The 23793-nt window shown below is 36.8% G+C and carries 21 protein-coding genes and 1 tRNA gene; 5 read left to right on the top strand and 17 right to left on the bottom strand.

All coding sequences use genetic code 11. The annotated features are described in order from the left end of the window. Positions 1–31 precede the first annotated feature (31 nt). Positions 32–478 carry a hypothetical protein gene (locus JO178_RS16640; protein ID WP_291938292.1) on the top strand — a complete coding sequence of 149 codons (447 nt, stop codon included), beginning with the start codon at positions 32–34 and terminating at the stop codon, positions 476–478. 400 nt (positions 479–878) lie between these two features. On the opposite strand, the gene JO178_RS16635 is transcribed toward JO178_RS16640, so the two are convergent. Both JO178_RS16635 and JO178_RS16630 read right to left on the bottom strand, forming a co-directional pair. After that, positions 879–1709, bottom strand: coding sequence for a glycosyltransferase family 2 protein (locus JO178_RS16635; RefSeq protein WP_291938290.1), 831 nt, complete (start codon positions 1707–1709; stop codon positions 879–881). Between the two features lie 505 nt (positions 1710–2214). Further along, positions 2215–2409 carry a glutathione synthase gene (locus tag JO178_RS16630; RefSeq protein ID WP_291938288.1) on the bottom strand — a complete coding sequence of 65 codons (195 nt, stop codon included), beginning with the start codon at positions 2407–2409 and terminating at the stop codon, positions 2215–2217. Positions 2410–3016: 607 nt separating this feature from the next. Here JO178_RS16630 and JO178_RS16625 point away from each other — a divergent pair. Next, on the top strand, positions 3017–3406 hold the full coding sequence (locus JO178_RS16625) for a hypothetical protein (RefSeq protein WP_291938286.1): 390 nt from the start codon (positions 3017–3019) through the stop codon (positions 3404–3406). 550 nt (positions 3407–3956) lie between these two features. On the opposite strand, the gene JO178_RS16620 is transcribed toward JO178_RS16625, so the two are convergent. The 7 genes from JO178_RS16620 to thrA all read right to left on the bottom strand — a co-directional run bounded on the left by JO178_RS16620 (position 3957) and on the right by thrA (position 11110). Then, a tRNA-Cys gene (locus JO178_RS16620) sits at positions 3957–4030 on the bottom strand. Positions 4031–4088: 58 nt separating this feature from the next. After that, positions 4089–4595: an RDD family protein gene (locus tag JO178_RS16615; RefSeq protein WP_291938284.1), complete on the bottom strand. Its 507-nt coding sequence runs from the start codon at positions 4593–4595 to the stop codon at positions 4089–4091. A 37-nt stretch (positions 4596–4632) separates the two neighbouring features. Then, positions 4633–5997, bottom strand: coding sequence for a DUF4403 family protein (locus JO178_RS16610; protein ID WP_291938282.1), 1365 nt, complete (start codon positions 5995–5997; stop codon positions 4633–4635). A gap of 34 nt (positions 5998–6031) precedes the next feature. Beyond that, positions 6032–6400 carry a dihydroneopterin aldolase gene (gene folB, locus JO178_RS16605; protein WP_291938280.1) on the bottom strand — a complete coding sequence of 123 codons (369 nt, stop codon included), beginning with the start codon at positions 6398–6400 and terminating at the stop codon, positions 6032–6034. A 4-nt stretch (positions 6401–6404) separates the two neighbouring features. After that, complete coding sequence (gene thrC, locus JO178_RS16600) at positions 6405–7709, bottom strand: threonine synthase (protein ID WP_291938278.1); 1305 nt, start codon at positions 7707–7709, stop codon at positions 6405–6407. 13 nt (positions 7710–7722) lie between these two features. Next, a complete protein-coding gene (locus tag JO178_RS16595) occupies positions 7723–8649 on the bottom strand; it encodes a homoserine kinase (protein WP_291938276.1) in 927 nt (308 codons plus the stop codon). 10 nt (positions 8650–8659) lie between these two features. Next, positions 8660–11110: a bifunctional aspartate kinase/homoserine dehydrogenase I gene (thrA, locus tag JO178_RS16590; RefSeq protein ID WP_291938274.1), complete on the bottom strand. Its 2451-nt coding sequence runs from the start codon at positions 11108–11110 to the stop codon at positions 8660–8662. Between the two features lie 343 nt (positions 11111–11453). Here thrA and JO178_RS16585 point away from each other — a divergent pair, with 343 nt between their 5' ends. Next, positions 11454–11624: a hypothetical protein gene (locus JO178_RS16585; RefSeq protein WP_291938272.1), complete on the top strand. Its 171-nt coding sequence runs from the start codon at positions 11454–11456 to the stop codon at positions 11622–11624. A 48-nt stretch (positions 11625–11672) separates the two neighbouring features. Here the strand turns inward: JO178_RS16585 and nadA are convergent, their stop codons facing one another. From nadA to JO178_RS16570, 3 genes are all read right to left on the bottom strand, one after another. Continuing rightward, a complete protein-coding gene (gene nadA / locus JO178_RS16580; protein ID WP_291938270.1) occupies positions 11673–12692 on the bottom strand; it encodes a quinolinate synthase NadA in 1020 nt (339 codons plus the stop codon). 104 nt (positions 12693–12796) lie between these two features. Beyond that, complete coding sequence (gene gmk / locus JO178_RS16575; RefSeq protein ID WP_291938268.1) at positions 12797–13360, bottom strand: guanylate kinase; 564 nt, start codon at positions 13358–13360, stop codon at positions 12797–12799. 89 nt (positions 13361–13449) lie between these two features. Beyond that, a complete protein-coding gene (locus tag JO178_RS16570; protein WP_291938266.1) occupies positions 13450–14307 on the bottom strand; it encodes a DUF1732 domain-containing protein in 858 nt (285 codons plus the stop codon). A gap of 94 nt (positions 14308–14401) precedes the next feature. On the opposite strand from JO178_RS16570, the gene miaA reads away from it, so the two are divergent. Further along, positions 14402–15316 carry a tRNA (adenosine(37)-N6)-dimethylallyltransferase MiaA gene (gene miaA, locus JO178_RS16565; protein WP_291938264.1) on the top strand — a complete coding sequence of 305 codons (915 nt, stop codon included), beginning with the start codon at positions 14402–14404 and terminating at the stop codon, positions 15314–15316. A 264-nt stretch (positions 15317–15580) separates the two neighbouring features. Here the strand turns inward: miaA and JO178_RS16560 are convergent, their stop codons facing one another. From JO178_RS16560 to JO178_RS16545, 4 genes are all read right to left on the bottom strand, one after another. Further along, positions 15581–16993 carry an efflux transporter outer membrane subunit gene (locus tag JO178_RS16560; protein WP_291938262.1) on the bottom strand — a complete coding sequence of 471 codons (1413 nt, stop codon included), beginning with the start codon at positions 16991–16993 and terminating at the stop codon, positions 15581–15583. 150 nt (positions 16994–17143) lie between these two features. Further along, positions 17144–20326: an efflux RND transporter permease subunit gene (locus JO178_RS16555; protein ID WP_291938261.1), complete on the bottom strand. Its 3183-nt coding sequence runs from the start codon at positions 20324–20326 to the stop codon at positions 17144–17146. Between the two features lie 37 nt (positions 20327–20363). Continuing rightward, positions 20364–21524 (bottom strand): efflux RND transporter periplasmic adaptor subunit, encoded by a 1161-nt coding sequence (locus tag JO178_RS16550; protein WP_291938258.1) that lies wholly within the window; start codon positions 21522–21524, stop codon positions 20364–20366. Positions 21525–21895: 371 nt separating this feature from the next. Continuing rightward, a complete protein-coding gene (locus JO178_RS16545) occupies positions 21896–22492 on the bottom strand; it encodes a TetR/AcrR family transcriptional regulator (RefSeq protein WP_291938256.1) in 597 nt (198 codons plus the stop codon). Between the two features lie 301 nt (positions 22493–22793). On the opposite strand from JO178_RS16545, the gene JO178_RS16540 reads away from it, so the two are divergent. Further along, a complete protein-coding gene (locus JO178_RS16540; protein ID WP_291938254.1) occupies positions 22794–23348 on the top strand; it encodes a thioredoxin family protein in 555 nt (184 codons plus the stop codon). Positions 23349–23420: 72 nt separating this feature from the next. On the opposite strand, the gene JO178_RS16535 is transcribed toward JO178_RS16540, so the two are convergent. Further along, positions 23421–23648 carry a DUF3892 domain-containing protein gene (locus JO178_RS16535; protein WP_291938919.1) on the bottom strand — a complete coding sequence of 76 codons (228 nt, stop codon included), beginning with the start codon at positions 23646–23648 and terminating at the stop codon, positions 23421–23423. Between the last annotated feature and the right edge of the window lie 145 nt (positions 23649–23793).

Raw genomic sequence — 23793 nt, 5'->3', positions numbered from 1 at the left:
GATTACATTTGAGTAACCAAATTATTCAATTATGAAAAAGTCAACTTTTGCAGTGTTAGCCTTTGTAGGTTTACTAGGTACTGCTGTTTCATGGTCTTCCACTGATAATGTAGTGAAGGCTCAGCCTCAGGTTCGTTCGGAAGTTTCAAATCAGGACGCGAAAACAAAAACTTACAAAGTTAGATATGGACTGCTGGATCAAAACGGTACGAAAATTCTTTCAGGCAGTCATGATGTAGGAAGCTTCCTTGCTGAAAATATGGCTACAGGAGAGGTTTTTGATACGTATTATGGCGGAGGTTTTCAGGCTCTGCCTCAGTATTATGAAGGAATTCCTGCAGGAACATATACTTTTTCTGCTATGCAAGGTCAGGGTGCATGGACGGGGTATGGATCTGTAGTGGTTACCGTATCTGATGCAGCGGTAGATGCAGACGGATATATTACCGTGTATATTCCGATAACTTGGGCAGAATAAATTTGTAAAAACAAAATATTTACCTAAATTTACCAAATCCTCATCAGAGGATTTTTTCTTAATAGATAGTCATAGAACGGTTTTACACAGAGATTTATAATTTTAAAACTGTTTTTAAAGATATTCTGTTTGGAATTTTCTAAATAGATTTTTTTCATCATTTGTGTTTTTTAGGCCTCCTGAATGGAGGCCTTTTGTATTGAGAGTTTAAAAAAATATAAACATTTATGATCCTGCTCATAAATCATTTGAGAGATATAGGGTATTTTTGGATAAGAAAGTAAGCTATAATCAGTATTTGACTGAACATAGCTTCATTACTGAGAATAACATTTTTTTATTCCATATTTATACCCGATGATTATAAAAAAACTCCTCACATTTGTGAGGAGTTTTTATTTTATAGATCCAGAGCAACTTTTATTTTGTTGATCAGCCGATGCATCCTGTTAGTCTGATAGTCCAGTAGTTCATAGATTTCCTTTGAGCCGGTATAGCGCTCAGGAACATCCTGGTTGTTAATTTTTGTGATTCCTCTTCTTTTCATTGTTTCATAAATTACCCTGGCAAAAGATTCTTTTGCATTCTTTTTTGAACTGTGCTGGGAAATTCCTCTGGAATGCAACCTGTATAAATATAGAGGTTCTTTAATGTAGTTTACGTCTCCGTGTTCCAAAATTTTCAGATATAAATCCTGGTCAACAGCACTTTTCAGGTTGGGATTGATTCCTATTCCCTTAAAGTATATATCCTTTTTAAAAGCAAAGAAGTGAGCAAACTGGATAGGACAGTTGAAGAAATAACGGTTATTGTAGATTTGCTTGGTATTGGCAGAAACCTTGTCCGGAATAAGTTTATCGTCGCACAGCATCATTTGAGAATAGGCAGCTACAATATCATTTTTTTCTGTAAATTCTATCATCATTTTCTCCAGTGCTTCCGGATAAATTGCATCATCCGGGTCGAGGTAAGCACATATTTCTCCTTCTGCATGTTTCATGCATTCCCTTTTGGTAAAGCCACAACCTCCGTTCTTTGTATTATAATATAGTTTGAACCGGGGATCATTTTTAATTAATGATTGTATTATATCTACCGAGTCATCCGTAGAAGCATCATCAACAATTATAACCTCCCAATTTTCATAAGTCTGACTGATAATTGAGTTGTAGCAGTCCCTAAAGTACTTTCCATTATTATAGTTGGCTATAAGTATAGAAAATTTTATCACGTTTTCTTGAATTAATTTTGTAAAAGTATTAAATAAAAAGTGCGAAAAACATAACCTCGATCATAGCATATCTGGTTTTTTTTTCTTATTTTATAAGGGCTGATAGAGAAAAATTATAGTGAACTGAGTATTTATGAGTATAAAACACTGATGGTATTCAACGGGATAGGGCAGATGACTTATTGCCATTTTCAGTAATACAATATACAAAGGGGCAATTTTTATCATGTGAAAGATTGGTAACTCCTGCCAGAGAATACAGCTATTTTAAATTATTATCATCAAAAGAAATGAAATACGGAGAAATTTCCGGCTGTCAATTATCGTTTGCAAGAAAGTAGTATTTAAAAATATTTTACAAAGTATGATTATACTCATAAAATAAAAATGACGGGTGGTATACCTTTAGAAATAGATTAAACAATTAATAATTTTATTTCTAATATAAAATTTTTTTCATCATTTGTGTTTTTTGAGGCCTCCATTTTTTGGAGGCTTTTTCTTTTTAATTATCTAAAAGAATTCTACCGTCAAACGGACGATCCCAAACAATAAAAATATCGTTGTTCAATCTTCTGATCGGAGCCTGAATGGTTTCATATTCTCCTTTCTCATTTAATCTTTCAGTAATAAGGTTGCTTCCTTCACCAATTTCACTGACTTTAAATTTAATCTGATACTCATTTTCATTATGTTTCATGAAATCTTCTTTTTTAAAAAATTTGTATACCATGATATTGTATTTAAATGATTATTTTAATAATAGAATAAATTATGCCAATTTGAATATTTTATATGTTCATTTGTCTTCATTATTATTTTAAAGTTTATTTTTATTTTGGTTTTTAATTTATTTTGTTGATTTTTGCATTAGGTAATATGTAATAATATTCTTTACACGCCTTTTTATTTGGAATAATTTTAATTAATTAAAATTGATTTTTAATTAAATTATGAAAAATAGGCGAAAATATTTAAAATTGTCATTTATTGTGCTTTAATTATTTGTGAAAATATTTTTTCCGAAATTTCAATTCTGGCACGATTTTTCAATATAGAAATGTAACTCATGTTTAATTTGAGTTTTCATGGTTATTAGTTTTTATCCTCGGTATTTCCGAGGATTTTTTTTTGTGGTATATGACGCTGCTCATAAAAGGCAGATTACTGATCAATTATCTTTGGATAGATATTTTTCTATATCTCATTATTTTGGCTTTATTGATCGTGCTTTTGTTATAAAATTAACAATTGTTTTGAAAATAAGGCATCATTTTTGAGTAGCTACTGTTAAAAAAGAAACGAATATGAATGATAAATTAGATTATAGAGTTTTAACCGGATTAGATGAAATTAATGCCATACCGTATAGAAATAAACTGATAGGGACTTCTGAATTCTTTTCGTGGGTTCAGCTGAATATCGAGATTTCTGAGGGATTTATTGAAGAAGATGATTTTATGCCACAGCCCCAATTAAAAGGTATACAGTATTTGAAAGACCTTCATGAAAAAAATCAGATGGTATATGATAATGAATTAATCAGTGAAGATGAATATATGGGAAATATTTTGCTGATCAGAAATAAACTGAAAGATAAGATGGTGTCTTTCCTGATTGCTAAAAAGAAAAAAGCAAGCAAGCTGGATCTTTATTCCCTTCGTGCCGGTATCAAAAATCTTGATAATGAAAATTAACAAAACCTGATGTAATCTCTACAGGTAATAAAAAAATATAATAGGCCTCAGTATAATATACTGAGGCCTATTATATTTTCTGATGAGTTTACACCAGCTTATCGGTAACTAATTTCTGAGAATGATAAATAGTATGACTATACTCATAAAGTAGTGAAATAAATGGCGTTATTTTTATGCCGGAGTTTTTCATTACAACCGTTTATTTGTATTGTTTCCCTGGAGAAATCCGGGGACTTTTTTATGACTGCAGTCATAGGTGCCGGTTTATCATTGAAGTATATTTGAGCGCTTGAAAATTTCATATCTAAAAAAATAAAACTTTCCTTCCATTGATTTGGAAGGTTTTTTATTTTTTTAAAAAGACATCGGGGAAACTGAGATTCTTGAGGAATTAATTAGGTGTATGAATTGCTGTCCGGAAAATAGTTTTTATCATGATATTATTTAACCTATTTATTGATGACCGGATAAATACCCTGAAATAGCATTGAGAAAAATATCAGGAAAAATAACATAAAAAAACCTCTAAATAAAATTTAGAGGTTTTTGGAGGTACCTAGCGGATTCGAACCGCTGTAGATGGTGTTGCAGACCACTGCCTAGCCGCTCGGCCAAAGTACCATTTTTACCATTTTTGAGGTGTGCAAATATAGTAAAAATTCTTTATGAACAAAAGTTTTTAGGCAATTTCTTTGTTTCCTAATTCATCAATTTCGCTTTTAGCCTGTCTATCAGCATAATATTTTTTGTAATTAATTACCCGTGTATCACTCCAGTTGTCATGCCATCCGTTATTTCCCAAAAAAGAAAGGGAATCAAAAGGGACTGCACGGGAAAAAGTACGGTTCGCGATTTGTTGTGCCGTAGGTTTATTACCATCTATACTGATGACTTCCGTTCCGGTAATGTATTTGGCAATTGTTTTTCCTAAATAGAGCTCCATAATAAAGAAATATAAAAAAGCTACCATAAGATAAACCCCAATAGAAATAACGGAAGCTGTAATACTATTGTCAAACTCTTCCGCATTGATTACTTTTCCGGAAACAAGCGTATATATTATTCCGAATATGAAGAAGATCGCGTAAAAAATAATTTGTATAAAAAGTCTGTCTAAAAAATAATTGATAAATCTTATCCCGGTCGACGCTTTATGTCTGTCGACAATTACTAGATATTTTCTCATAATAGGTATTAGTTTTTATAGGTTTTATGGTTAAATTTTAAAATCCGTTGACGAGTAGTTTCAATGCTGCATTGGTGTCAATAACAGCGGTGATTCCCGTACTGCTTAATAATATTTTACTGGGTTTAAGGTTAAATACTCTTCCGTTCATTTTTAAGCCTTTATAATATTCTTTATTGAAAGCATCTTCAATACTTTTTCTGGATGTTTCTTCCAGTTCCTGGGTAGGAATTCCATATTCATCTTCAATCATTTTTACAATTTTACCCTGAAAAAGGACAGATGCAGTTTTCTGCAGAATGTTGGTTGTTTTGAGCTTAAATTTAGTGTCAGACAATACAATTTTTCTTTTGGCCTCGTCATAAACAGGAATTCCTGAAATAATAGAGGTCCCTTTTATATATCCGTCTGTTTGAGCTTCAATGATAATCCGGTTGTCAACACCATAGACTCTGATGTCGGTTACTTTTACTTTAGAATCCCGGATATCAAATTCTTTGTTTAAAAATGTTTTCCTTGCCATATTGCTGGCCTCTGTGAAAGGGATATTAGCAGTAGTCTGTAAAAGAAAACTATCGGCAACAGTAGGTGAAAAATTAAAGTTCGTAGCAGCTGTTACGGGCTGGGAAGCACCTGGCTTATTTCCGGTAAAAGTTTCAGAATAAATGTCAATACCCAGTGTCGTATTGATCTGGTTACCATAGAATTTTAACGGAGTAATGTTAACTCCCACCGGACTTATTTTTAACCAGGTATTGTATTCCTCTGAAATATTAAATGGCTGTTGAAAAGTATTCCAGGCCATTACGGCATATTGCTGAAAGTTCAGCTGAGTGGCCATTTGCTGATCAATGGTTTTGCAGAACTTTTCCTGTTGCTCTTTCAGGCTTTTTTCAACAATCGGGGTGATGGGAATTTGTATTCTTCCGTAATCGAGCACAGGTTTGGTCACCCATCTGAATCCATTAGGACGTGTTGTGGTAGTAATAGTCCAGTTGTTGTTTAGACTCACTGTTGTATTAAATGACATCACCGTCTCAAAAGTTGTATTCTGATAGGTATAAACTCCCAATGTTCCGATTCCTTTTTCTGCCCATATTTTCAAGGGAACCTCAATCAAAAGATTCTGACTGGTGCCACCTACAAGGCGGATAGGTCTTGTTTTCCATACCTTTACTTTGAACTGATCATTATTATTGTCCGTATAAGAATCATCCTGATAAATTAAGTCTTTTACGGAGGCATTGATCATATTACTAAGCTCAGACAAAGGGATCGTAACCGGCATTGTAATACTGGATCTGATTTTTGGAAAATTATAGCCTGCTAATTGATTATCCATCCCGGATTGACCGAAAGCATTGATGAATACTACTAAAAATAATATTTTAACGAATTTCAATTTGTATCTTTTTTAGGAGACTAAAATAAGGATTTTAGTTCTCAGGTTTAAAACTTTTTTCAAGCTCAATACTGGCTCCTTTCATTTCACCCTGCATAGGAGGAGCGGTTTTGGTAACTTTAATTTTAATATAATCGATTTGCGGAAAGCGGCTGCGGATTTTTGTGATTATTCTTCCTGCCACATGTTCCAGAAGCTGAGAAGGGATTTTCATCTCAGTATGGAGGATATCATTGATATCTGCATAGCTGATGGTATCATTCAGATCATCGGATTCTGAAGCTTTCCACAAATCTGTGTGAAGCTCCAGGTTTAAAATATAATAAGTTCCGATAATATTCTCTTCCGGAAGTACTCCGTGGTAGGCATATATTTTTACATCTTCAAGATATATTTTGCTCATTGTCTCAAATTTTATGAAGCAAAAATCGCTTTAATTCTTCAAAGTCTGTACTTATTTCCTGAGTTTTTTTCTCCTTTTTCATCAGATGATTTAAAGCTTCAGGAATTTTAATTTTTCCACCGATTGCTTTTTCTACTGCATCAGGGAATTTTACAGGATGCGCAGTCCCCAATATAAAACCTTTTTTGCCTGGATTATCAATCAGGTATTGCTCCATGGAAGCATAAGCAACAGCACTGTGAGGCTCAAGGGTATAGCCGTATTTCTGATATACCTGTGTGATGGTTTCCAGCGTTTTGACATCATTGATAGAATATCCTGAAATTTTATCTTGTAATCTGCTAAACTGATGTCCGAAAAGTTCAAGTATTCTTACAAAATTACTGGGATCTCCTACATCCATTGCATTAGATAGAGTAGGAACCGCTTTTTTAGATATGTAATATTGAGTTCTTAAATAATCCGGTACGGTATCATTATCATTACAGGCAGCAATAAAGTGATCTGCCGGAAGACCACGGAAATGAGCGAGAAGCCCGGCACATATATTTCCGAAATTGCCACTGGGAACACTAATGACCGGTGCTTCTTTTTCATGTTGCTGCCATTGTTTTAAGGCCAGAAGATAATAGATCTGCTGAGGAAGCCACCTTGCAATATTAATAGAGTTGGCAGAAGTCAGAAATATATTATTTTGGATTTCTTCGTCTGAAAACGCCTGTTTAACCAGATTCTGACAATCATCAAAACTTCCGTTAACTTCTAATGCCCTGATATTTCCGCCCAAAGCTGTGAGCTGTTTTTCCTGAACCGGACTTACCCGGTTTTTAGGGTAAAGAATAACGACATTGATTCCCGGAAGTTGGTAGAATCCATCTGCAACAGCACCTCCTGTATCTCCGGAAGTAGCCACCAAAACACTAACTTTCTTCTTCTGATCTTTTAAAAAATAGGAAAGACAGCGGCTCATAAATCTGGCCCCGATATCTTTAAAGGCCAGCGTAGGCCCGTGAAAGAGTTCCAAAACAAAGATCCGGTCATTGATCTTTTGTAAGGGGATTTCAAAACTTACCGTTTCCGAAACAATTTCCCGTAATATTTCTGAGGGAATCTCATTTCCTATAAAATCTTTCATGCAGCGAAAAGCTATTTCCTCATGAGTATATAACTTCAGATTCTGAATGAATTTTTCTTCAAACTGCGGAATTGTTTCCGGGAAAAATAACCCTTTTCCTTTTCCCTGGCCTTTTATCGTTGCCTTTCTGAAATTAACTTTTTCCTGATCGTCTTTTAAATTATAATATTCCATCTGTCTTTTCTTATTAATGTTGTTCAATGATTTCTATACCTGTTGGGTTTATTTTGGATACATAAACAAAACTTTCTATTCCTGCTTGGTCATACACTGATTTCATCAGCTTTGCAATGTTTTCTGCAACTTTATTTTTTTCGGAAAGCATGAAAATAGAAGGTCCTGATCCTGAAATTCCGCCTCCCAGTGCACCTGCTTCAATACTGCCTGTTTTAACCTCTTCAAATTGAGGAATAAGAATGCTTCTTACAGGTTCTATAATAACATCATTGAGACTTCTGCCTATCAGAGAAAGATCATTTTTCTGAATCCCGGCAATCAGCCCGGCAATATTTCCCCATTGTTCAACGGCACTTTTTAACGAGATATTTTTCTTTAGAATTTGCCTTGAATCAGATGTTTTCACTTCAACCTGAGGATGTACTGCCGTTACAAATAAATCAGGAGTGTTCAACGGAATAATATCAATGGGGCTGGAAGATTTTACAAGAGTGATCCCTCCGTAAATACAAGGGGCAATATTGTCTGCATGGCGTACTCCGGAAGCTAGCTCTTCTCCAAACATGGCGAAATGTACGAGCTCTTCTTTCGATAATATGTTTCCCAACAGCAGATTGGCTCCGAAGGCCGCTCCTGCTGCACTTGCCGCACTGGAGCCCAGCCCGCTTCCCGGTTTTATATGTTTCCGGATCACCAATTCAAACCCATGCGAAAGCTGAAAATATTCCTGGATTTTCTGCAATACAACACCGGCAACATTCTTTGACGCTTCCTCGGGAAGTCCAAAAGAATCTTCGTGTTTAATAATGATTTCCGGAGAAGCGGAGATACTGAGTGTCATTTCATCGTAAGGTTCATGAACGGCCATTCCCAGAATATCAAATCCACATACTAAATTGGCAACACTGGCAGGTATTTTTAATTTTACTTTTTTCATAATTTATGTTTTAGATAGATCGCATGATGTCGGCAAATACACCGCTTGCTGTTACATCGGCTCCGGCTCCGGCTCCTTTTACTACTAATGGCTGTTCAGAATATCTTAAAGTTTTAAAAATGACAATATTGTCTTTTCCATACAAATGAAACAGATCACTATCCGGAGCTACGTGTTGTAAGCCTACACTTGCTTTTCCATTTTTAAATTCAGCGGTATATTTTAAAATTTTATCTGCTTTTCGGGCTTCATTCAACAGGTTTTTAAAATGACCTTCATATTCAGTAAGTTTTTGATAAAAGCCTTCTACACTTCCATGCATACATTCTTCCGGAAGAAAACCGGTATTTTCAATATCTTCAAACTGAAGCTGATATCCTGCCTCTCGGGCCAGAATTAAAATTTTCCGGGCTACATCCGTTCCTGAAAGATCCAGTCGTGGGTCTGGCTCTGTATAACCTTCCTGTTGAGCCTGTGCAACGACCTCTGAGAAAGGCCTGCTTCCGTCATACTTATTAAAAACAAAATTTAAGGTTCCGCTTAGTACAGCCTGAATTGAAGTGATTCTGTCACCACTTTTAATAAGGTCCCCAATAGTTCCAATTACCGGTAGTCCTGCTCCTACATTAGTTTCAAAGTAAAAATGACAACTGTGATTTCTCGCTGTATTTTTCAATATTTTGTAAGTTTCAAAATCTGAAGAAGCGGCAATTTTATTACAGGCTACAATGTTGATACTCCTTTTTAGCAGACTTTCATAAACCTCGGGGACTTTCGGACTTGCAGTAACATCTACGAATACTGAATTTCTCAAATTACGGGATATGATTTCATCAGCAAACTTCCGGGATGAAGCTTCTTTTCCGTGTTCATTCCAGTTGGTGTATTCTTCCTGACCGATTCCTTTGTCTGAAAATATCATTTTTCGACTGTTAGATAGCCCGGCAATTCTTACATTGATCAGAAAATTTTCTCTCAGATATTGATTCTGATTATAAATTTGCTGTATCAGCTTGGAACCTACATTCCCTGTTCCGCAGATATAAAGATGAATCTGTTTTATTTCCGCTTCAAAAAATTCTTCATGAAGGACATTGACGGCCTTTTTGATATCATTTTCTGAAATAACAATGCTTATATTTCTTTCCGAAGATCCCTGTGCGATCACTCTTATATTAATACCGTTATTTCCCAAACATCCAAACATTTTAGAGCTTACACCGCTTCTGTTTTTCATATTTTCCCCTATCAGAGCAACAATAGAAAGACCGGTTTCTATTGTTACAGGAAAGATTCTTTTCAGATTAATATCATCTGCAAAAGATAAGTTGATGGCATTTTCAGCATGAAGGATATCTTTCTGGTCAATAGCAATACTAATAGAATGTTCTGAAGAACCCTGGGTGATCAGAATAATATTAATTTTTTCCTGGCTTAAACACTGGAATAATTTAGCTGAAATTCCTGGTATTCCCACCATTCCGCTGCCTTCCAGAGTAAGCAGCGCGATATTGCTCATATTTGAAATCCCCACTGCAATAGGCTGGTCTTCACTTCCTGAAGCCTTCAGATGATGGGATACCAGTGTTCCCTGTATTTCCGGTTCAAAAGTATTTTTAATTCTGAGATCAATATTGCTGATCATGACAGGCTGGATGGAAGGCGGGTAGAGAACTTTTGCCCCGAAATGAGAAAGTTCCATGGCTTCATGGTAAGAGATTTCTGCAATAGGTTTGGCATGAGAAACCAGACGTGGGTCTGCAGTCATCATTCCGCTTACATCTGTCCATATCTGAAGTTCTTCGGCCTGAACAGCAGCAGCAATAATAGATGCTGTATAATCAGATCCTCCTCTTCCTAATGTTGTTATATTGTTATTCTGATCCTGAGCTATAAATCCCGGACAAACAATAATCTGATTGTGATGGGCATTAAAGTAATTATTTAAATTATTTTCAGTAAGCTTAAAATTTACCTTGGCGTTGGTAAAATGATCATTAGTTCTTATAAGGTCAGCAGAATTCATCCACAGACAGTCCAGTCCTGAATGCCGGAGTCTGGCTGCGATAATATTTGAAGATAAAAACTCCCCGTAAGATGTTATTCTATCTTTAATTCTCGGAGTCAGCTCTCCCAATACGAAAATACTATTATACAGATCTTCAATGTCATTGAAATGTTTTTTAACAAAACTAAGCCATGCACTATGGTCTAAAACAGGGACGAGTTCTTTGACAAGCTGTAAATGTTTTTCTTCAAGGTTTTTGACAAGTTGTGTATATCTTTCATCTTTGCCGGAAGCATATTCTGCGGCTTTAATCAGATGATCAGTTACACTGTGAAGGGCAGAAACGACAACAATAATTCTGTTGTTTTCAGATTCTTTTTTTATGATGTTCTCAACAAGAAATATATTTTGAGCGTTGGCGACAGATGTTCCGCCGAATTTTAAAATTTTCATCAATTATTTATTTGAGGTGGGATAAAACGAAATGTTTACTCTTCAAAAAAAGAGTACAGGGTACCGGAAATAATATGTGAAAATTTACCCCTTTATGGGGTTGTCGTTGTCGTTGTGAATGTAGAAACAGAAGATACGCCTGAAACGGAAGTCTTCAGGGCAGAAATATCAGCTATGTTTCTTAAAAAATTCATTTACAGGGCAAATGTACAAATTATTTTGAAATGGCAAATTATTTTGAAAAATAAATGATATTTCAATTTTTGTGGAATTAAATTCAATGAAAATAAATTTAATATGTTGAATTTCTTATATTTACGGTGTAATTGAAAATTAAAATAATATGAAAACCATTAAAAAATTATCAAGAGAAGAAAAGAAAAATATCAGTGGAGGTTTTACTGATATTCAGATTGAAGCCTGCGGTGGTGCTGCGTATGTATGTTTCCGTGGCGGAGGTGCCTGGGGATGCTGGAGAAAACCGGGGGGAACATGTTATGCTCCCATGCTGTAATGGCAATCAGTTAGAAATAAAAAAGCACTGTAAAAACAGTGCTTTTATTTATTTTATGCTTTTTGAAAGATCGAGCATTGCTTCAATCGGCTTTAAGGCTCTTAACCTTAATTCTTCGTCAATCAGGATTTCAGGAAGTTCATATTTCATACACAAATACAGTTTTTCCATCGTATTGCGTTTCATATAGAAACATTCCGAGCAGTTGCAGCTTTCATCAAAAACTAAGGCCGGAATCAGCTCTTTATGGGGAGCACGCTTTTTCATTTCATGCAGAATTCCCTCTTCTGTAGCAATGATGAATTTCTGACAGTCATCTTTTTCCACAAAATTCAACAGGGCAGAAGTAGAACCAATAAAGTGAGCCAGTTTTAAAACAGCTTCTTCACTTTCAGGATGTGCTATCAGTTTGGCATCGGGATTCTCTGCCAGCTGTTTTGCGATTCTTTCCATAGAGAATGCTTCGTGTACGACGCAGCTTCCGTCCCACAGAATCATATCACGACCTGTTTTTTTAGATAAATATCTTCCTAAGTTTTTATCCGGTGCAAAAATAATAGGCCTGTCTGTCGGAAGGGCCTCAATTACTGTTTCAGCATTTGAACTTGTTACAATGATATCACTTTCGGCTTTGGTTTCTGCGTTACAGTTGATATAGGTTGCGATAAGAGCATTAGGATGCTGTTCACGCATTTTTCTTAATCCTTCTCCGGAACATCCGTCAGCTAAAGAGCATCCGGCCATGGTATCAGGAAGAACTACTTTTTTAGTTGGGTTTAAGATTTTAGCGGCTTCAGCCATAAAATGTACTCCGCAGAATACAATCATGTCAGCATTGGTTTCTTTGGCCTGTCTTGCCAGCTGTAAAGAATCTCCAAGGAAATCGGCGATATCCTGAATTTCTCCCGGCTGGTAATAATGGGCAAGAATAACAGCATTCTTTTCTTCTTTAAGTTTAAGAATGGCTTTCACTAGCTCTTCTCCCTGAGGAATGGCTATATCTTTTATATCCAGAAATCCTTTTACAGGAATTGCAGATTTAGCTTTTTCTAATGTTTCGGTACTCATATCCACCTCAATTTTTTTATGATCAGAAGTCAGAGGTTAGAAATCGGAAATTGGATTTTAGAGTATTGCGATTACTTCTGTTATCCGGCTTCCGGCTTCTGACGTTAATTACTGATAAAACTTTTTATTAAACTTTCTATTTCTTTTTTGGCTTCGTCCAGATCGGTATTAATGACGATCTTATCAAACTCTCCGGCATAAGACAATTCTTCTTCTGCTTTTGCCACACGTGTTTTGATGGTTTCTGTATCATCTGTATTTCTTGAAATCAATCTTCTTTCCAACTCCTCAATGGAAGGGGGTTCTATAAAAATTGATAAGGCTTTTTCTCCAAAATATTTTTTTAAAGAAATTCCTCCTTTTACATCTACATCAAAAATAACAACTTTTCCCTGATTCCAGATGTTTTCTACTTCAGATTTTAAAGTACCGTAATATTTATCAGTATAAACCTCTTCATACTCTACAAAAGCATCTTCAGCAATTTTCTGTCTGAATTCGTCAGGGGATAAAAAATGATAGTCCACAGCGTGAACTTCACTTCCTCTTGGCTGTCTCGTTGTACAGGAAATTGAAAATTGAAGCTCCGGAAATGTTTCCAGCGCATACCTTACCAATGTAGTTTTTCCGCTCCCTGAAGGTGCTGAAAATATAATTACTTTATCCATATTTTTTAGTTTCGGGTTTCGGGTTTTGAATTCCGGGTGATTTTCTTTTTTCTAAAACCAATAACCCCCCGAATTTCAGACCTCGTAACTTACAACACGTTTAACGTTTGTTCTTTGATTTTTTCCAAATCATCTTTCATCATCACAACCAGTTTCTGAATTTCAGCGTGATTGGCTTTAGAACCTAATGTATTGATCTCTCTTCCGATTTCCTGAGAAATAAAGCCCAGTTTTTTTCCATTGAAAGATTCGTTATCCATTACTTCTTTATAATATTTCAGGTGTTGGGTAAGTCTTACCTTTTCCTCCGAGATATCAAGTTTTTCCGTAAAATAGGCCATTTCCTGATAAAAACGGGTTTCATCCACGTTTTCAAATTCTTTCAGGGATTTTTGATATCGTTCTTTTACACTGACAATTCTTTCTTCTTCAAACGGAATCACTTCAGCCAGATATTTGTCAATATTCTGAATATTTCTGTGTAATTCTTCATGCAAAATACTGCCTTCAGTAGTTCTGAATTCTTCAAACCTGTCAACAGCGGCATTCACAATTTTTGCCAATGCTTCCCATTCTCCTTCTGTCAGCTCATCAGGCCTTGAGGTAATGGCATCAGGAAGTCGTACTGCCATTTTCAGGTATTCAAAATCAGGTCCGTCTGAAGCGATATTCTTAAGTTCATTGATGTAGGAATCAATTAAATTTTTATTAATTTTTACATCGTTTGATTCTTCAAGATTTTCCAGGTTGACGTAGCAGTCTACTTTTCCACGGATAATTCTATCGTTAAGAATTTTTCTGATCTCAAATTCTTTCTCTTTATAGCGTAAAGGAATTTTGATATTTAAATCAAAGCTCTTGCTGTTCAATGATTTAATATCTATTGTTATTTTTTTTCCTTCAAAAACACCTTCGGCTCTACCGAAGCCGGTCATTGATAAAATCATAGTTTTTTATTGTTCTACAAAGATAAACATTTAAATTAGCACAGTGAAATCTATAGAGATTTCAAGCGACCGATAAATTAATGAACGTGAACCGATGAAAAATTTAATTTCTGTTGTAGGCCCCACCGGAATTGGTAAAACAAAATTAGCAATTGATCTGGCTCAATATTTCAATACAGAGATTGTTTCCTGTGATTCCAGACAGTTTTTTAGAGAAATGAAAATAGGAACTGCCGCTCCTTCCGAAGAGGAACTGGCTGAAGCTCCGCATCATTTTATCGGAAATCTTTCAGTAGAAGACTATTATTCTATCGGGCAATACGAAGAAGATGCCCTGAAAAAACTCAAAGAGCTTTTTAAAACGCATGATACCGTCATTCTTGTCGGCGGAAGCATGATGTATGAAAAGGCCGTCATTGAAGGGCTGAATGATCTGCCTGAAGCCAATGCAGCTCATCAGGAAAAACTTCAGCATATGATGGAGCAGGAGGGAATTGAAAAACTTCAGGAGATTCTGAAGGAACTTGATCCTGAATATTTTGAAATAGTGGATATTCACAATCACAGAAGACTTTTACGGGCTATTGATGTGATCTGGCAAACAGATAAAAAATATTCTGAACAGATTGCTGTTTCGCAGGATTCAAGAGATTTCAGTGTTATCAGAATCGGAATTGAAGCCCCAAGAGAAGAATTGTATGAGAGGATCAATCGCAGAGTTGATATCATGATAGAAAAAGGGCTTCTGGATGAGGTAAAAGGGTTAGAAAAATTCAAAGGACTTACTGCCTTAAATACGGTGGGCTACTCTGAACTATTCAAATATTTTGATGGTGAATGGGATTTGGATTTTGCCGTTTCTGAAATTAAAAAAAATAGCAGAAGATATGCCAAACGCCAACTGACATGGTACAGAAGAGCGGAAGATATTCATTATCTGCCGTTGGGATATTCACAGGCGGACTACGAGGACTTGCTTCAATGGATTGCGGGGCAGTTTCTGAAATAATTATTTGCGATCCCTGAGAAGATTAGTACGAATACATCAATATCATACAACCTATAGATCTATGTGTTAGATTTTTTTAAATCATTAAGGTTGTTTTTGCTATGAATACACAGATGAAAATTATTAAATTGCTAAAAAAATGTATTCATTAATAAAAGAAGTTCGTGCATCCGTGGTCTAAAAAATCCTCAGCTTTTTTCACTAAAGAGAATAACAAAAAATGCGGTCCCGAAGAACCGCAATCAAACAATATAATTTAAATTACTACTTCCAACCGCCGCCCAGCGCTCTGTATAAATCTACAATGCTGCTTAATCTCTGTCTTTTAATGGAAGCCAGATTCAGCTCTGCCTGTAGGGAGTTTCCCTGTGCTGTAATCACTTCCAGATAGTTGGCTGAACCTCCTCTGTAAAGAAGTTGTGCGCTTTTAATTCCGTCTTTTAGGGTAGTTGCCTGTTCGGTGGCTTTCTGTTCCTGAATTTTTAAATTTTCATTGGAAACCAACGCATCGGAAACTTCACCTACGGCATTCAGTACCGACTGACGGAAAGCTAATACATTTTTCTCTCTCTGGATCTTAGCCACTTCAAGATCTGTTTTCAGTTGTCTTTTCTGGAAAATAGGCTGAGTAATTCCACCTAAAACCGATCCGAACAATGAAGCCGGAATCTGAAACCAGTTGTCAAATTTAAATGAATTGACTCCTCCGTTTGCCGTGATTTTCAATGCAGGATACATATTGGCCTGAGCAATTCCTACCATAGCATTGGATTCCAGTAAAACAAGTTCCTGCTGGCGTACATCCGGTCTGCGGCTCACCATCGCTGCAGGAAGCCCTGCTGTAATATTCTGAGGCAGTGAAGTATCGGACATTTCAATCGTTCTGCTTATTTTATTCGGAGTTTCTCCCACTAAAATACTCAATGCATTTTCCTGAATGGCAATATTCTGCTCCAGCTGAGAGATCAAAAGTTCAGTGGCCTGCTTTTGAGCAGTAGCCTGCTGGACTCCTAAAGAAGTCGTATCACCGCTTTCCCACATTTTCTGAGTAATCAGCAGGGTATTTCCTGTTAATTCCAGATTGGATCTGGCAATACCGAGCTGCTTGTCCAGCATTAAAAGATTGTAATATCCCTGGGCAATAGCTGCGACTACCTGAGTCTGAACAGCCTTGGAGGCTTCATACGTTTGTAAATACTGCATTCTTGAAACTTCCTGCTGATTTTTGATTTTTCCCCAAATATCGGCTTCCCAGGAAAGATTGAATGCCGCGTTATAATCTTCGACATGACTTTGTCCTAAAAACAAATTTAAGCTCTGCCCGTTCATGCTGTTTTTCGAAGGTTTTGAAATCTGCCCGCTTACTCCGAACCCAACATCAGGATATTGCATATATTTTGCCTGTTTTAGCTTTTCCTGTGAAGAAGCCACTTGCTTCAGGGCAATCTGAAGATCATAGTTATGTTGAATTCCTTTTTCAATCAATCCCTGCAAAATAGGATCGCTGAAAAATTGTTTCCATTCCAGGCTGGCAACACTGGCGGTATCAGCTGTTGCCGTATACTGAAACTTTTCCGGAAGCGGTAGGTCCGGTTCTGTGTAAGCCAGTTTTGACACACAGGAAACAGAGCCTAGAGCCAGCGCAAATGTTAGAATAATATTTTTTAATCTTTTCATAGTTTTTAAACTTTTAATTGAATGCAAAACTTTGAGAGGTTTTTACTGAAGCAGAATAGTCTTTAGTAGGAGAACAGTTGTGCTTTAAAAAACCATTAAGAACGGAGGTCGTTTTTAAAGTTTTCTCAAAGTTGAGTCATTCCTATTTTATTAGTGAGGAGTCGCCAAAAGTTCTTCCTCCAGTTTTTGTCTTTGAAGTCTTTTCTTTTTTCTGCTTGGCATTTTTTCATGCAGATACTGGAATATAACATACATAACAGGAATGATAAATATTCCGAAAAGAACTCCTGTTAACATTCCGCCTACGGTGCTGTAGCCAATAGAGTGGTTACCTTTCGACGAAGCGCCCTGTGTCCATACCAGAGGAAGCATTCCCACAATAAAGGCAAAAGACGTCATTAAGATCGGTCTTAAACGTAATCTTGATGCCTGAAGAGCCGATTCTATCAAAGACTTTCCTGCTTTTCTTCTCTGTACCGCAAATTCTACAATCAAAATAGCATTTTTGGCTAATAATCCGACCAGCATGATCAGTCCTACCTGCACATAAATATTATTGTCGATTCCCGCTAATCCGGTAAAGGCAAATACTCCGAATATTCCTGTTGGAATGGTAAGGATGATGGCAAACGGAAGAATGTAGCTTTCATATTGTGCTGCCAGAAGGAAGTACACGAAAAGAATACTTAGGAAGAAAATAAAAGCAGTCTGTCCGCTTGTTTTAATTTCTTCACGGGTAATCCCTGTCCATTCATAACCATAACCTCTTGGAAGTGATTTCTGAGCCACTTCTTCTACTGCTTTGATTGCATCTCCGGTACTGTATCCGGGTTTTGGGGTACCGTTGATTGTTACTGCATTGAAGAGATTGTTTCGGGTTACCGTTTCAGGACCGAAAGATCTCTTTAAGGTCACTAAAGTTTTTGCCGGAACCATTTCTCCCATTTTATTTTTAACATAAATTCCTTCCAGAGAGTTCACATCCGTACGGTAAGGAATATCTGCCTGTGCCATTACTCTGTAATATTTTCCGAATCTGTTGAAATCTGAGACAAAGCTACTTCCGAAATAGATCTGCATAGTCTGCATCAGTTCCGTGACAGAAACACCCAACTGGTTAGCTTTATCGGTATCCACATTAATGGTATACTGAGGGTTTCCGGCAGCATAGGTGGTAAAAGCAAAGGCTATTTCCGGACGTTTCATCAGCTCTCCGATGAACTGTTGAGTAGTTGTTCCCAACTGTTCAAAAGAACCGTTTGTTTTATCCTGAAGCATGAATTCAAAACCGGAAACGTTCCCGAAACCTTGTACAGTCGGGAAGTTAAAGAAGAATGCATTGGCATCTTTTACCTGAGCTACCTTTCCTGTAAGAGTTGCAGCAATCTGGTCCGGATCTTTCATATCCCCGCGTTTGTCATAATCTTTAAGCTTGATAAAGCCCGCAGAATAAGGAGATGCATTGGCATTACTGATAAAATTCATTCCGTCTGCTACCCAAAGGTGATTGGTTGCTTTTTCCCCGTTGATGATCTTGTCGATCTGTTCTGTTGCTCTGTGAGTTCTCTCCAGTGAACTTCCGGGAGGAGTATTCACGGCATACAGTACAAATCCCTGGTCTTCTGTAGGAATAAATCCTGAAGGTGCTTTTTTGATCAGAAAAACACTGGCTGCTGTAATAACAACCAGCCCGCCTATGGCTAGCCATTTATTTTTAATCAGAAATTTAAGACTGTAAATATATTTTCTGGTCATGGTGTTGAAGCTGGCATTGAAGGCATTGAAAAATCTTGCTCCAAAACCTTTTTTATGACCGTGCTCTCCATGCTCTCCCTGAGGATCATTCAGGAACATGGCGCATAATGCCGGACTCAGTGTTAAGGCATTAATTGCTGAGATCAGGATGGCGATCGCCAGAGTGAAAGCAAACTGTCTGTAGAAAACTCCTGCAGGTCCCTGCATGAAACCTACCGGAATAAAAACGGCACACATCACCAGGGTAATTGAAATAATGGCTCCTGAAATTTCACTCATAGAATTCATAGTAGCATGTTCCACCGGCATTCCCGTCTGTTCCATTTTGGAGTGCACGGCTTCTACCACCACAATGGCATCATCCACTACGATACCGATGGCCAGAACCAGGGCAAACAGAGTAAGCATGTTGATACTGAAACCGAACAGCTGAAGGAAGAAGAAAGTACCAATAATGGCAACCGGTACGGCAATAGCCGGAATTAATGTAGATCTGAAATCCTGAAGGAAAATATACACGACAATAAATACCAGGATAAAAGCAATCACCAATGTTTCCACAACCTGATGAATAGAAGCATCCAGGAAGTCTTTGGAGTTGTACATAATGATTGGTTTTACACCTTTCGGCAGGGTAGTTTCCATTACTTTTACCTGCTTTTCGATTTCTGTAAGGATTTCATTGGCATTGGAACCGGCAGTCTGTAAAATTGCAAATCCGGCAACCGGTTTTCCGTCTACTCTGTTGGTTGCGGTATAGGTATAAGAACCAAATTCCACTCTTGCCACATCTTTCAGTCTGAGGAATGATCCGTCGCTGTTTGCCTTAATGGCAATACTTTCGTAATCTTCTCCTTTATTCAGTTTTCCTTTATATTTAAGGATGTATTCATAGGTTTCCTTGCTTCCCTGTCCGAGACGGCCCGGAGCAGCTTCAAGGTTATGATCTTTAATCGCTGCAAGTACTTCCTGTGGAGAAAGGTTATTAGCGGCTAATCTGTCAGGTTTCAGCCAGATTCTCATGGAATAATCTCTGGTTCCGAATACCTGAGCCTGGGCAACTCCCGGAATACGCTGGATCTGTGGAATCACGTTAATCTTCAGGTAATTCTGTAGGAAAAGTTCGTCGTATTGTTTAGCATCTTCACTGGTTAATCCCATGAACATGATCATACTGTTCTGAACTTTCTGCGTGGAAATCCCGGCCTGTACTACTTCCTGAGGAAGCTGGCTCATGGCTTTTGATACACGGTTCTGAACGTTTACGGCTGCATTATCAGGATCTGCACCCTGTTTGAAGAAAACGCTCAGTGTCATCGTACCGTCATTACTGGAGTTAGAAGTCATATAGGTCATATTTTCTACTCCGTTTACGGCCTCCTCAATCGGGGTGGCTACAGAACGGGCGACAACCTCAGCATTGGCTCCCGGATAAAAAGCCGTTACCTGAACACTTGGCGGAGCAATGTCCGGAAAGAGGGCAATCGGTAAATTAAAGAGAGATAATGCTCCCAATAATAAAAGTATTATGGAGATGACCGTTGAAAGTACCGGTCTTTCTATAAATTGTTTTAACATAAGAAGTTTATTTTTTTAAGTCTCTGCTTTCAGAATATTACAAAGGTTTCGCTTTCAATAAACTGTCAGAAGAAATGGCTTTTGGTCTGATGGAAGCTCCGTCTTTCAGGATTCCGATTCCGGTGTATACGATTTTTTCTCCCGGAGAAAGTCCTTCAGAAATAAAATAATAGCTGTCTGTTTTTCCGGATATTTTCACCGGTTTTCCGGTTACTTTCTGATCCTTATTCATCACGTAAACATAAGTTTTATCCTGAATCTCAAAGGTAGATTCCTGTGGAATAACCACTGCATTGGAAATCAGCTGTGGCATACGCACTCTTCCGGTATTTCCTGTTCTCAATGCTCCTTTGGTATTAGGGAAAACAGCACGTACACTGATGGCTCCGGTTGTTTTATCAAACTGTCCGTCTACAATACTCAGTTTTCCTTTTTCCGGATAAGTACTGTTATCGGCAATGACAAGTTCCACCATCGGCATATTTTTCAGTTTTTCCTCTAAAGTAGCCCCCGGATATTTATTTTGAAAAGCAATAAAGTCCAGTTCGCTTAAAGAGAAATACGCATAGATCTCGCTGATATCTGATAATAATGTCAATGGATTCGGATCTGTTTTTGAGATCAGACTTCCTTTTTTATATGGGATTCTGCCGATATAACCGCTTACGGGTGCTGTAATAGTTGTAAATCCTACATTGATTTTTGCGCTTCCCACAGAAGCTCTGGCCTGAGCAGCAGCGGCAACGGCAGCCTCATAATTGGCTTTTGCTGTTTTCAGCTGTACATCTGAAACCACTTTTGCGGCGACCAGCGGCTGAAGTCTGTCCACTTCTACTTTTGCTTTCTGTATATTCGCATTGGCAGCCTGCAGATTTGCCTGTGCCATATTCATCTGTTCCCCATAGCTTCTTGAGTCTATTTTAAATAAAGGCTGCCCGGCTCTTACATAAGCGCCTTCCTCTACATAAATTCTGTCAAGATAGCCGTCTACCTGAGATCTGATTTCCACATTGTTTTTTCCTTCTAGGGCAGTTGGGAATTCCTGATATGTAGTAGCGGGAGAGGTAATAACGGTATAAACCGGAAGTTCAGGAGCTGGAGGTGCGGCATTGGATCCTTCTGCAGCTTTTGTGCAGCTCTGTAAAAGAATTATACTTGCAATAAGTACAATAAACCTTGTTTTTCCAGGTATTTTCATTGTTAGTTTAATTTTTTTAAATGAAGTGTTAGATTTAAGTAAATGTTTCTTTTAATAAATGCTGTTTTTTTTCCTAACAGTGTTAATAATTTGTTCAAAAAAAATTACAGAATTTTTAATGTCCGATCAAGTCGATTGTTTCCATAATTGAAAATTGTTTTTAATGTATTTAAGTATATGAAGATGTGAGGTGTAATCTATGTTAATTTTGCTAACGGTGTTAATCTTTGAAGAAAAAATGCTTAGCTTTAACAATTGAATGTTTATGATTTTGCATAAATAGTTTTTGCTTTAATTAGGTTTAAACGAATTAATTATATTAATTCAGTGTTAAGTTTCCTAACGGTGTTAATTTTTGATTCAAAAAAATTTTATAAAGACTTAATAAAAGCCGAAACAGTTTCGTCCAAAGTTGTTTTATTCATAGTTGACGGGATGTCTGCTGTACGCATCATCATGATTGAAATCATTCCGTGTACTGCTGAAAAAAGAGCGTGAGACATGTGACATGCATTATCCGGGTTAGAACCGTTCTTCTTGATAATGTTGTAAGTACATTCGTAAATCAGCTCTTGGAATGACGAAAATTCCTTTTTCATCTGTCCTTTTCCACAACACTGCATTCCCAGCCCAAACATAAGTTGGTAATATTCTTTATTCTTAAAAGCGAAATTCCAGTAAGCGTCTACAATAGCCACAAGCTGATCTTCCGGAGTTTCGTGTTTCTGCTGTGCTTTTAATAATTCTATATGTAATTTGTGAAAGCCATCTAAAGAGATTTCGAATAAAATGGCTTCCTTGTTTTCAAAATAATCATATACTACCGGAGCACTATACTCAATAGCGTCTGCTATTTTACGCATAGAAAGTGAAGCCCAGCCCTCAGTTTTAGCCAAAGTGAATGCAGCCTGCAAAATATTTGCACGGATGGATTCTTTTTCTCTTTGACGACGTTCATGTAGGCCCATGATAATTTATTACTAACAGTGTTAGCAAAACTACAAACTTTTGAAGATATCTTCCAAACGTTATTTTGATTTTCATGAAAAAAGAAGGTCACGGAAGCTGACTCAAAGCCGGAAGAACCGGAACTGGAAGAGGTTTGGGCCGATAAGATTGAAATTATTGTAAAAATTAATGAGGTATATAGTCTGAGTCAATAAATGGATATAAGGATGTATTTTTTATTGTTTTCCTATTTTTCATCCTTCATCTTCTTTACGATATAATAAAAGAAATTTTTATCTTTGTGAATTAAAGAAAAAGGATATGAATACTCCCTCAAATATGTTGGCATTAGGTACAAAAGCTCCGTTTTTTGAGCTTCCAAACCCGTCAAAAACGAATGAACTTCAGTCTTTAGAAGAGCTGAAAGGAGAAAAAGGAACACTGGTTATTTTTATGTGTAACCATTGTCCGTTTGTTCTTCATGTCATTGATAAGATCAATGAATTGTATGAAGACTATAATGAAAAAGGAATTGAATTCATTGCGATCAATGCCAATGATATTGAAAAATATCCGGCAGATGCGCCTGAAAAGATGATCGAATTTCAGATTGAGAGAAATTTTGATTTCCCTTATCTGTTCGATGAAAGCCAGGCGGTGGCAAAAGCATATGATGCAGCCTGTACTCCTGATTTTTATTTCTTTGATGACAAACTGGACCTTGTATACAGAGGCCAGATGGATGATTCAAGACCGGGAAATAATAAAGATGTTACCGGAGAAGATTTAATTATTGCTTTTGAAAATCTTTTAGCCGGAGAACCGCAGGAAGAAATTCAGAGACCAAGTCTTGGGTGTAATATTAAATGGAAGTAATTCTCTTATATTATAAAAAATAAAAAAGCTGTTCTATTTAATAGAGCAGCTTTTTTATTTAAGACCTGTAGATTATTTACATTCGGGAAGTGACAATAAATTATTTTTTTCACTGCTGTCAGCCTCCGTTTTTAAATATTGAGTGCCGTTAGAGCTTACTGCCGTAACAACCTTTACATAATTTTCTTTGTCATCTGTTACATAGGCCATAACCTTCTGATCTTTTATCAAAGAGTAGATCTCCAGTCTCGTATTTTTTCCTTTCTCTCCTTTTTCGTCAATCCATCCTAAGTCTGTAATAGCTGCATATGGATTTTAATGATTTCCATTGTCTTTTTTGATACATGTGATTCTAATCGTCATAATTTGTAATTTTAAATTGTTAATAAATTATTTTTCACGAAAATAATCCATGTTAATGGTGTGTCCTTATGGTTTTCCATAA

This window comes from Chryseobacterium sp. (assembly GCF_019236175.1).
Taxonomy (GTDB): Bacteria; Bacteroidota; Bacteroidia; order Flavobacteriales; family Weeksellaceae; genus Chryseobacterium.
The sequence above is the reverse complement of the archived record's forward strand: the minus strand, read 5'-3'. Positions and strand labels throughout refer to the sequence as shown.

What these genes read in the sequence shown, in the direction of transcription:
- JO178_RS16570 (WP_291938266.1), bottom strand. Translation starts at nt 14,307, where the DNA reads ATGATTTTATCAATGACCGGCTTCGGTAGAGCCGAAGGTGTTTTTGAA.
- JO178_RS16595 (WP_291938276.1), bottom strand. Translation starts at nt 8,649, where the DNA reads ATGAAAAAAGTAAAATTAAAAATACCTGCCAGTGTTGCCAATTTAGTA.
- nadA (WP_291938270.1), bottom strand. Translation starts at nt 12,692, where the DNA reads ATGAGTACCGAAACATTAGAAAAAGCTAAATCTGCAATTCCTGTAAAA.
- JO178_RS16540 (WP_291938254.1), top strand. Translation starts at nt 22,794, where the DNA reads ATGAATACTCCCTCAAATATGTTGGCATTAGGTACAAAAGCTCCGTTT.
- JO178_RS16640 (WP_291938292.1), top strand. Translation starts at nt 32, where the DNA reads ATGAAAAAGTCAACTTTTGCAGTGTTAGCCTTTGTAGGTTTACTAGGT.
- JO178_RS16630 (WP_291938288.1), bottom strand. Translation starts at nt 2,409, where the DNA reads ATGAAACATAATGAAAATGAGTATCAGATTAAATTTAAAGTCAGTGAA.
- JO178_RS16545 (WP_291938256.1), bottom strand. Translation starts at nt 22,492, where the DNA reads ATGGGCCTACATGAACGTCGTCAAAGAGAAAAAGAATCCATCCGTGCA.
- JO178_RS16555 (WP_291938261.1), bottom strand. Translation starts at nt 20,326, where the DNA reads ATGTTAAAACAATTTATAGAAAGACCGGTACTTTCAACGGTCATCTCC.
- JO178_RS16625 (WP_291938286.1), top strand. Translation starts at nt 3,017, where the DNA reads ATGAATGATAAATTAGATTATAGAGTTTTAACCGGATTAGATGAAATT.
- JO178_RS16560 (WP_291938262.1), bottom strand. Translation starts at nt 16,993, where the DNA reads ATGAAAAGATTAAAAAATATTATTCTAACATTTGCGCTGGCTCTAGGC.
- thrA (WP_291938274.1), bottom strand. Translation starts at nt 11,110, where the DNA reads ATGAAAATTTTAAAATTCGGCGGAACATCTGTCGCCAACGCTCAAAAT.
- gmk (WP_291938268.1), bottom strand. Translation starts at nt 13,360, where the DNA reads ATGGATAAAGTAATTATATTTTCAGCACCTTCAGGGAGCGGAAAAACT.
- thrC (WP_291938278.1), bottom strand. Translation starts at nt 7,709, where the DNA reads ATGGAATATTATAATTTAAAAGACGATCAGGAAAAAGTTAATTTCAGA.
- JO178_RS16550 (WP_291938258.1), bottom strand. Translation starts at nt 21,524, where the DNA reads ATGAAAATACCTGGAAAAACAAGGTTTATTGTACTTATTGCAAGTATA.
- JO178_RS16615 (WP_291938284.1), bottom strand. Translation starts at nt 4,595, where the DNA reads ATGAGAAAATATCTAGTAATTGTCGACAGACATAAAGCGTCGACCGGG.
- miaA (WP_291938264.1), top strand. Translation starts at nt 14,402, where the DNA reads ATGAAAAATTTAATTTCTGTTGTAGGCCCCACCGGAATTGGTAAAACA.
- folB (WP_291938280.1), bottom strand. Translation starts at nt 6,400, where the DNA reads ATGAGCAAAATATATCTTGAAGATGTAAAAATATATGCCTACCACGGA.
- JO178_RS16585 (WP_291938272.1), top strand. Translation starts at nt 11,454, where the DNA reads ATGAAAACCATTAAAAAATTATCAAGAGAAGAAAAGAAAAATATCAGT.